This window comes from Accumulibacter sp., assembly GCF_016789985.1.
GTDB lineage: Bacteria > Pseudomonadota > Gammaproteobacteria > Burkholderiales > Rhodocyclaceae > Accumulibacter.
In genome coordinates this window covers 35,853-43,819 of the sequence record NZ_JAEUOL010000288.1, presented here as the reverse complement: position 1 = coordinate 43,819, position 7,967 = coordinate 35,853, and the positions used below count along the sequence as shown (strand labels likewise).

Annotated in this window: 9 protein-coding genes and 1 tRNA gene; 2 read left to right on the top strand and 8 right to left on the bottom strand. The window is 65.1% G+C overall.

Annotated features, from left to right (window positions below):
* A partial coding sequence (locus tag JNK99_RS16680) for an aminotransferase class I/II-fold pyridoxal phosphate-dependent enzyme (RefSeq protein WP_291855314.1) occupies positions 1 to 664 on the top strand: 664 nt, incomplete at its 5' end.
* 48 nt (positions 665 to 712) lie between these two features.
* Here the strand turns inward: JNK99_RS16680 and JNK99_RS16675 are convergent.
* The 4 genes from JNK99_RS16675 to JNK99_RS16660 form a co-directional block, all read right to left on the bottom strand.
* Complete coding sequence (locus JNK99_RS16675; protein WP_291855311.1) at positions 713 to 2,290, bottom strand: LTA synthase family protein; 1,578 nt, start codon at positions 2,288 to 2,290, stop codon at positions 713 to 715.
* Positions 2,283 to 3,032, bottom strand: coding sequence for an SDR family NAD(P)-dependent oxidoreductase (locus JNK99_RS16670; protein ID WP_291855308.1), 750 nt, complete (start codon positions 3,030 to 3,032; stop codon positions 2,283 to 2,285). The genes JNK99_RS16675 and JNK99_RS16670 overlap by 8 nt, the downstream gene beginning before the upstream one ends.
* 26 nt (positions 3,033 to 3,058) lie before the next feature.
* Positions 3,059 to 4,282 (bottom strand): capsular biosynthesis protein, encoded by a 1,224-nt coding sequence (locus JNK99_RS16665; RefSeq protein WP_291855305.1) that lies wholly within the window; start codon positions 4,280 to 4,282, stop codon positions 3,059 to 3,061.
* 257 nt (positions 4,283 to 4,539) lie between these two features.
* Positions 4,540 to 4,630, bottom strand: a tRNA-Ser gene (locus tag JNK99_RS16660).
* A gap of 130 nt (positions 4,631 to 4,760) precedes the next feature.
* Here JNK99_RS16660 and paaI point away from each other — a divergent pair.
* Positions 4,761 to 5,285, top strand: coding sequence for a hydroxyphenylacetyl-CoA thioesterase PaaI (gene paaI / locus JNK99_RS16655; protein ID WP_291855300.1), 525 nt, complete (start codon positions 4,761 to 4,763; stop codon positions 5,283 to 5,285).
* Positions 5,286 to 5,444: 159 nt separating this feature from the next.
* Here paaI and JNK99_RS16650 read toward each other — a convergent pair whose 3' ends face one another.
* From JNK99_RS16650 to JNK99_RS16635, 4 genes are all read right to left on the bottom strand, one after another.
* A complete protein-coding gene (locus JNK99_RS16650; protein WP_291855298.1) occupies positions 5,445 to 6,155 on the bottom strand; it encodes an alpha/beta fold hydrolase in 711 nt (236 codons plus the stop codon).
* Between the two features lie 87 nt (positions 6,156 to 6,242).
* Positions 6,243 to 7,028: a pseudouridine synthase gene (locus JNK99_RS16645; RefSeq protein WP_291855295.1), complete on the bottom strand. Its 786-nt coding sequence runs from the start codon at positions 7,026 to 7,028 to the stop codon at positions 6,243 to 6,245.
* Positions 7,029 to 7,076: 48 nt separating this feature from the next.
* Positions 7,077 to 7,547 carry a YchJ family protein gene (locus JNK99_RS16640; protein WP_291855323.1) on the bottom strand — a complete coding sequence of 157 codons (471 nt, stop codon included), beginning with the start codon at positions 7,545 to 7,547 and terminating at the stop codon, positions 7,077 to 7,079.
* Between the two features lie 116 nt (positions 7,548 to 7,663).
* Positions 7,664 to 7,930: an RNA-binding protein gene (locus JNK99_RS16635; RefSeq protein WP_291855292.1), complete on the bottom strand. Its 267-nt coding sequence runs from the start codon at positions 7,928 to 7,930 to the stop codon at positions 7,664 to 7,666.
* Between the last annotated feature and the right edge of the window lie 37 nt (positions 7,931 to 7,967).

Below are 7,967 nucleotides of genomic sequence, written 5' to 3'. Positions count from 1 at the left end.
CGTCTTGATCGTCCTCGAGGGCATCTACAGCATGGACGGCGACTACCCCGAGCTGCCACGCTTTGTCGAGATCAAGCGCAAGTACCGCGCCTTCCTGATGGTCGATGAAGCCCACTCGTTTGGCGTCATGGGCGGCAAGGGACTCGGTATCCGTGAGCACTTCGGGCTGCAGAGCACCGATGTCGACATCTGGATGGGCACCCTAAGCAAGGCGCTTGCCGGTTGCGGTGGCTACATCGCCGGAGAAGCAGCGCTGATCGAGCACCTCAAGTTCCTCGCACCCGGCTTTCTCTACAGCGTCGGCATGCCCCCGCCCATTGCCGCGGCCTCGCTTGCCGCATTGCAGTGTCTGCAGCGTGAACCGGAGCGCGTGGCGGCATTGCAGGAGCGCTGCCGCCTTTTCCTCGCGCAGGCCACGGCATGCGGCGTCGATACCGGCAGCAGTGCGGGACTGGCCGTGATCCCGGCCATCACCGGCAGCTCGATCAAGGCCGCGCGTCTGGCGGCAGCCCTTTTCGAGCGACGCATCAATGTGCAGCCCATCCTGTACCCGGCGGTACCGGAAAAGACCGCCCGCCTGCGCTTCTTCATTTCCTGCCAGCACAGCGAAGAACAGATTCGGCGTACCGTCAGCGCGCTGGGCGAGGAGCTGGCGCGGCTTTGACGAGCCGGACAGGAACGGCCCTCGGGCCGCCCGCCGGCGCGCGGTGCTTCAGGCAGGTGGGTATTCCTTGTCCGGCATATCGACATGGCTCGTCGCCGAACTGCACACACCCATTTCCTGCAGCAGCAGGCAACCCAGATCGCTGACCGACAGATCGCGACGCCTTGTCGGACTGTTTTGACCGCCCTTGCGCCAGACAAAGTAATCGGTGTGGCCAGCAGGGGTGCCCAGCCTCCGGTAGACCTCGGGCATGATCGGCACGTGATCACCAAACCAGCACAGCCAGCCCGTTCCCGGCAGCGCCTCCAGCTCGTCGCGCAGCCGGCCAGCCATGCGGTCGGCGTTGGCGAGATGGCGCAGGTAGACCGTCAGCTCGGCACAGCCGACCCCCGGCGGGGTCGAGTAATAACGTTCGCAGTCGCCGGGCAATACCGTCTCCAGATGCAACGGCCCATGATTCTCCATGGTGATCACGAAGACGAACAAGGGCTGCTCCAGCGACCCGCGCAGCAGGCCGGCAACCCGCTCGGCAACCGCCAGATCGCTGACATAGGGACCGCTGCGCGCCGCGCCGTCGAAGCTCCGGATGTCGACAAACTCGTCGAACCCGAGGTGCGGATAGACTTTGTCCCGCGCATAGAAGCTGGCCGCGTAGGGATGGACGCAAACCGTCCGATACCCGCAACTCTTGAGGAAACTGACCAGGGTCGTCAGCTCCGTCCGGCGGGCCAGCCGCCGGTAGGGATTGAAACGGTGCACGGCGAGCGACCCGGCGGCAAGACCGGACAGAAAAGCAAACTCGGTGCGAACCGTATTCGCACCCCAGGCCGCAACTGCAAGCTGGCCAGAAACCACAGCGTCGGCCCGAACAGCATCGAACCCGCGCAGCACGTCCCGGCGAATCTCCGGAATCAGGTGCCGCGGATCGAAGAAGGATTCGCTCTGCACCACTACCAGACGCCGATTGCGTTCAGCCATCGAGCGCTCGGGTGTCAGATCGCGATAGGGCGAGACGACCGCGCAATCGACCAGTTCCTCTTCGCCATAGCGCCACATGGTGGCCACCAGACCTAGCCGCTGCAGGTCTGCCGTGGCATCAAAACTGACTGCCGGTCTGCACCGCGCACCCAGCCAGAGCAGAGACAGCCCGAGCAGCGCCAGGATCGCCGCGCCGACCAGGAAATCGGCCACCGGCAACCGCCCAGACAATGGCTCCTCGACCGCCAGTCCGGCCGCCACGGCGCCGGCAAACGCCAAAACCGCCAGTCCGGCCCGGCCGGCGCCGAGGAAAGGCAGATACAGCCGCGGATGCTTCAAGGCGTCGCTGAAATACTCGAAATCCTGAAAGATGAACGGTTCGCGTAGCGAAGCGAACTTGGCGTTGCTGACCAGAACCACGAAGAGCAGGCCGGCCAGCAGCGCGCCGGCAGCAAAAAACGGCCGCTGCAGGACGAGCAGCAGACAACTGAAGAGCAGGAACCAAAGCCCGAGGTGGATGACCAGAGCGGCCAGTGGTCGTCGCCAGAAGTCGGTCGGGAACGGTCTCAGGAAACGCTCGATGAGCAGGGAAACAGCCGCTCCGCCGACCGCCGCTCCTGCCGCCGCCGAGCAGAACGATTCAGCCACCGTACTTCAGCAAGCGCAGGATGTGTTGGGAGAGGGCCGGCGGCAACAGTGCCAGACACCACGTACCCAGGTTGAGCGGAAAGGGGAAGCTGATGCGCGCCTGATTGCGCTCCAGACCGCGCCTGATATGGCGAGCCGCTCGTTCGGCCGACCACAGGAAGGGTTTGGGACCAGGCATGGCGCGGCACATCGGTGATTCGACATAGCCCGGCATGACCACGCTGACGCCTACCCCCTGGCCGGCCAGCCAGCCGCGGATCGCTTCGCCGTAGGCCTTGAGCGCCGCCTTGCTGGCACAGTAGCTGGGCGTCACCGGCAAGCCGTGGTAGGCCGCCAGCGAACTGATCAGCGCGATCTGGCCACACCGACGCGCGCGCATCGCCGGCAATACGCCGTCCACCGTCGCCAGGGCGGCGCGCACGTTGACCTCGATCAGTTCTTCCACAGCCGCCCAGCGCTCACCGTCACCCGCCGGCCCGATGCTGGTATTCACTCCCGCATTGACGATTACCAGATCCAGCGGCTCCTGCGCCGCCAAACCGCCAAGCCAGGCGGCAAGCGCCGCCCGATCGCCAAGGTCGAGCACCTGGGTCAACACCTTCGCGCCGCGTGCCTCACAGTCCGCCGCCAGGACGTTCAGACGATCGGCCTTGCGCCCCTGCAGAACAAGCGTCCGTCCTGGCTCGGCATAGACCGCTGCCAGTGCGCCGCCGATGCCGCCGGTGGCCCCGGTGATCAGCACCCTGCCAGGCGGCGCCCGGTCCCGGCTCAAAGCAACTCGTCCAGCGGCGAACGTTCGGGCTCGAGCAGGCGCAAACTGTCATTCACCGCCATGCTGATACCGTCGCGACAGTAGAATCCGCCGTTCACCTGCGTCGTGTGGATCACCGCATTGCGGAAACAGCGAAACAATTCAGCCTCCGGCCTGCTCTGATTGCCCCAGAACTCGTCGAGCTTCCCCTGGAAGGTGAGGCCCGGCAGATTGTAGATCGGATCGCTCAGGGCCACCGTCGGACAGCCGACGCCCACGGAGAGGCAGCCCAGCGTGCTATTGACGGTCACCACACCGCGCGCTGCGGGCAGCAGCTTCCCCAGATCCCCGCTCTCGATATAATCGATGCGTCCGGTCAAGGCGAAACGCTTTTCCAGACCGGCAATCACCCGACGATAGTTGCGCAGACCCATGTCCAGGGGATGATTCTTGATCAGCAGCCGCGCATTGTCCGGCGCATGGCGGGTGAATGACGCCATGACGAACTCCATCAGATCGTTCATGTCGTTGAAGCGGGAGTGGTCACGAATCTGGGCATCGCCATTGAGCTGCAGCGGCAGCAGGTAGAACGGTTGCCGCCCGGCAATCAGGCGATCGATCAAGGCATCGTCCTGCCGCCTGTAGAGCGGCAGGAGCGCGAAGCGTTTGAGGTAACCGGCATACTCGATGGCGGCATTCACCGGCGCATGTGTCCGGTAGGCGCTGAACAGGACCGGGTTGGCGACCCCCGCCAGGTGGTAGCACACGTCATGCGCCACACGCGCGCTGAACGGCGCATGGAACGGCTTGCCGTTGCGGTAGTCCGGCAATCGTGCGCCCACCCGGCGAAACCAGTCCGGGTCGCGCGGCAGCAACGAATGCCCATTGACACCCTCGCGTTCGAGCGTCACCCAATGCGGGCGCAGGTAGCCCTCCTCAAAGACATGAGTGCGGATGCCCAGCGACGACGCAAGATCGACCGCCGGACGGTGCACCGGGCGTCGATCGCCGAAGAGCACCTGATCGGTGATGCCCTGTTGCCGATATTTCTCGTCGAGAAAGGCGCGCAGCCCGGCAAGCTTGCCGCGATAATTCCAGGCCGGCCGGCCACCCCAGTACAACAGATCACCGGCGTTGAAATTGATCTTGAAAACCCGGTGGCCGTCGGCCGACAGACGATCGGCCAGTCGGGCAAAGAAGGGGGAGCAGACCCCTTGCAGAAATAGGAAGGAACGCCTCAATCGACTCGAATATCCCAGTGCTGTTGTCTGGCCAGCGGCGACATGACATGACCCTCCCGCGCTACGCCGTGCCTGGCGGCAACTGCCGCCAGCGACAGCGACCGGCGCGCCTCCGCCCTCAAGCCCCGTCACCTTCAGCACGCGCCTCAAGCCACCCGACGCCGAGGGGCGAGACCCACACCGCTGCGGCACCAGATCTTCATCGGCCCACTCGGGCAGTGGCAGGAAGCTCCCGGGACACGCTCTGCCAAGCCGTCTGGCGGAGAGAGCGGGATTCGAACCCGCGTTAGGATATCATCCTAAACACGCTTTCCAGGCGTGCGACTTAAACCACTCATCCATCTCTCCGGAAGGATGCGGATTCTAGCAGAAGCCCTGAGGAACACCAAACGCGCTGTGCGCGCGGCATGCACACGCCGCAGCGCCCAGGCTCGATCACGGAAATCGCGTCACCGGAGTTTTTCCCCAAGGAAGTGTCATGCCCAAGAACATCGGCACAGCGGCTTCGGAAGCCGCCGTGCGCCTCGCCGAACAGACTGCCGAAGCGATGTACAGCCGCGATGCGGCAAGCCGGTTGATCGGCCTCGAGATCCTCAGCGTCCGCCCGGGTTATTCGCGAATGACGATGGTCGTTCGGCCGGACATGGTCAACGGCCATCACATCTGCCACGGCGGCTACCTCTTCACCCTCGCTGACTCGGCCTTCGCCTATGCCTGCAACGCCTACAATCGCAACACGGTGGCTTCGGCCTGCCATATCGACTTCCTCGCCCCGGCGGCAGAGGGAGAAGTTCTCGAAGCCGAATGCGAGGAGCGTTCGCGCACCGGACGTACCGGCGTTTACGACACGACCATCCGTAATCATCAGGGCAAGGTCATCGCCCTGTTCCGCGGCAAATCCTACCGCATCGCGGGTGAAGTCATCGCCGGCCTCGAGGCCGAGGAAGCTCGTCCGGCCGCCGCCGGCCCAACCACCAGCCGGGTCGAGGGCAATCCCCAGTGAAGCCGACAGTTCGACGCCCGGCCATGACCGCCCGACGATCCTTCAGGCAGCGACGCCGCTCCCTGGCGGCACCATCGTGGCCAACACGCAACGGCTACCCGGCGCTGAATCCCATCCGGCGGGTACTTCATCACCATGACCAGCGACCCACACAAACCCTCACGACAGAAAACGGGTCAGCCAGGCACATGCCTGCCCCACTGCGCTGGCCCACTCCTGCGCCGACATGAAGTGGGCGGCTCCCGCCATCTCCTGGTAGCCGAGACGCTCCGGCTGTTCCCGATAGAAGTGTGCGAGCCTGCGGTGCAGGGCATGTGCCGCAGCGGGAGGGATGACGGTATCCTGTCCAGCGGTGATCGACAGCAAGGCAGTCGGGTGAAAACGCGCCAGAGCCGGATGCTCGCTCTCCGGCTGCACCCATGCGGGTGAACCGAGCAGCGCCGCTGCAGCGCGGAGCCGTGGCTCGGCGGCGATTGCTCCATAGACAATGCAGCCTCCCATTGAAACGCCGGCGACGGCGACCCGTTCCTGATCGGTCAGACCACGCGCCACCAACTGGTCGATCAGCCCTGGCAGCTCGCCAATTGCCTGGTCGACAATCTGCCGGAAGAGCTGTGGATTGTCTCCCGGCATCCCGCTGAACTGCTGTTCGAGATCGGCGCGACACCGCCGACCATGCGCCGGCGCATCAATACCGACCGCCAGTAATCCCCGCCCGGCCAGGTTCTTCAACTCTGGCAGGTGCACTTCCTTGGTGGCGCCAAAACCGTGAAACCACAGCACGGTCGGCAAGCATGCGGCGCTGCCTGGCGGGCGCACGATCAGCAGCGGCACCTCGCCGTAGATCTCGCTGTGGACCTGCCAGGTCATGCTCGACGCCCGCAAGACGCGACCACCCTGACAGCCGCAGGTCCTTGCCGAGAAAACGGTCGTTCGCCAGGCACTGCCCGCCGCCTCCTACCCTGCCGTCCCAGCCCCGGCACGGTTGGAAAGACCAGCCGCGCCCGGCAGCCATGGACGAGGCAACGCGCCGATCCAGTCGAAGCGCTCGATCAGGCGAAGAAAATCCCTGGTCAATGGCGCCGTCAGCGTCAGTGCAACCCCCGTCACCGGATGCTCCAGGCGCAACTCGGCACAAGCCAGCAGCAGCCGGTCACAACCGAACAGTGTCCGGAACAGTCGGTTATGCGCTCCCTTGCCATAGGTCGCGTCCCCGATGACCGGATGGGCGATATGCTTGAGATGCCGACGCAACTGGTGCTGGCGCCCGGTCAGCGGATCGAGTTCGAGCAAAGCGTAGCGGCTGCTCGGGTAGCGGTCGACCCGGTGCGGCAGTTCGATGGTGGCGAGACGGCGATAGCGGGTGATCGCCTGTTGCACGCTGGCGCGTGCAGCTTCGCCGCCCGCCACATCGGGGTCGAAGCAGCGGCGCAACGGATGGTCGATCTCGCCGACCGCCGGCGGATGACCTCGCACGACGGCCAGATAGCTCTTGCCAAGCTGCCGCTCCGCGAACATGGCGCTCAACGCACGACCGACCTGACTGCTCAGGGCGAACAGCAGGACACCCGAAGTTCCCTTGTCGAGCCGGTGCACCGCATGGACCCGGCAGCCGAGCTGATCACGCAGCATCTGCAGCGCAAAGCGACGTTCGCGTGCGTCGATCGGCGTGCGGTGTACAAGCAGACCGGCCGGCTTGTCGATGGCCACCAGGTGTTCGTCGCGAAAAATGATGGAAAGCATGTCGCTCCGTGCCGGTACCTTTTCCAGGCCCGTTTCTCAACCCGTTTCTCAACCCTGGCCGGCAGCACCGCGCAGTACTGCGCTGCGCTCATTGGGTCTCGGGAATTCACCATCGACGTAGAACCAGCGACCATCCTCGCGGACGAAGCGGCTGATTTCGTGCAATCTCCCGGCACGACCGGACACGCGATAGCGAGCGACGAACTCGACGGTCGCGGCGTCGGAGCCGAGCGGCAGGTGACGCCTGAGCTCCAGACCGAGCCAACGAGGGACTGGAGCAAGCTCGACGCGTAACGGGCGGGTGTCCGTGTGCCAGGTCGCCAACAGGTAGTCCCCGGCACCCACGACGTAGGCGCAGTAACGCGAGCGCATCAGCACCGCCGCATCGGCGGCCGGCGCACCGTCGTGCAATGGCCCGCAGCAGTCCGCGTACGGCCGCCGGCTGCCACAGGGGCAAGCACCCGTCGCCCCGCCATTGCCGGACAGCCGGCGACTTCCCGCTGTATTCTTCCGCTGCATGCCTTTCTGGTCGACCCGGTTGCCAAGCGGCGCAGCATGCCACAGGACGCTCGCCGACACCAGTTCTGCACGGCTGCCCGGAGCGCGGCCGATCGCGCTCCGGGCAGCCGCCAGGTCTAGCGGTGGCGCATACCGCCACTGCTGCGCGCCGTCGCCTCGTTGACACGCAGCGGTTTGCCGTGCAGATCCTTACCGTCAAGGGCGGCGATGGCGGCAAGCGAATGCGCGCGCCCGGGCATTTCGACAAATCCGAAGCCCTTGGAGACGCCGCTGAACAGCTCACGCATCACCTGCACCGACTTCACCTGACCAAAGGCCTTGAACAGATCGGTCAGTTCCGTCTCGTCTGTCTCGGGTGCGAGATTGCCCACGAAGAGGTTCATTGTCGGCTCCTGATCTGATGCTGGATTGAATGGCCCG

Coding starts and splice junctions, on each gene's coding strand:
- JNK99_RS16635 (WP_291855292.1), bottom strand. CDS start 7,930: ATGAACCTCTTCGTGGGCAATCTCGCACCCGAGACAGACGAGACGGAA.
- JNK99_RS16640 (WP_291855323.1), bottom strand. CDS start 7,547: ATGCAGCGGAAGAATACAGCGGGAAGTCGCCGGCTGTCCGGCAATGGC.
- paaI (WP_291855300.1), top strand. CDS start 4,761: ATGCCCAAGAACATCGGCACAGCGGCTTCGGAAGCCGCCGTGCGCCTC.
- JNK99_RS16650 (WP_291855298.1), bottom strand. CDS start 6,155: ATGACCTGGCAGGTCCACAGCGAGATCTACGGCGAGGTGCCGCTGCTG.
- JNK99_RS16645 (WP_291855295.1), bottom strand. CDS start 7,028: ATGCTTTCCATCATTTTTCGCGACGAACACCTGGTGGCCATCGACAAG.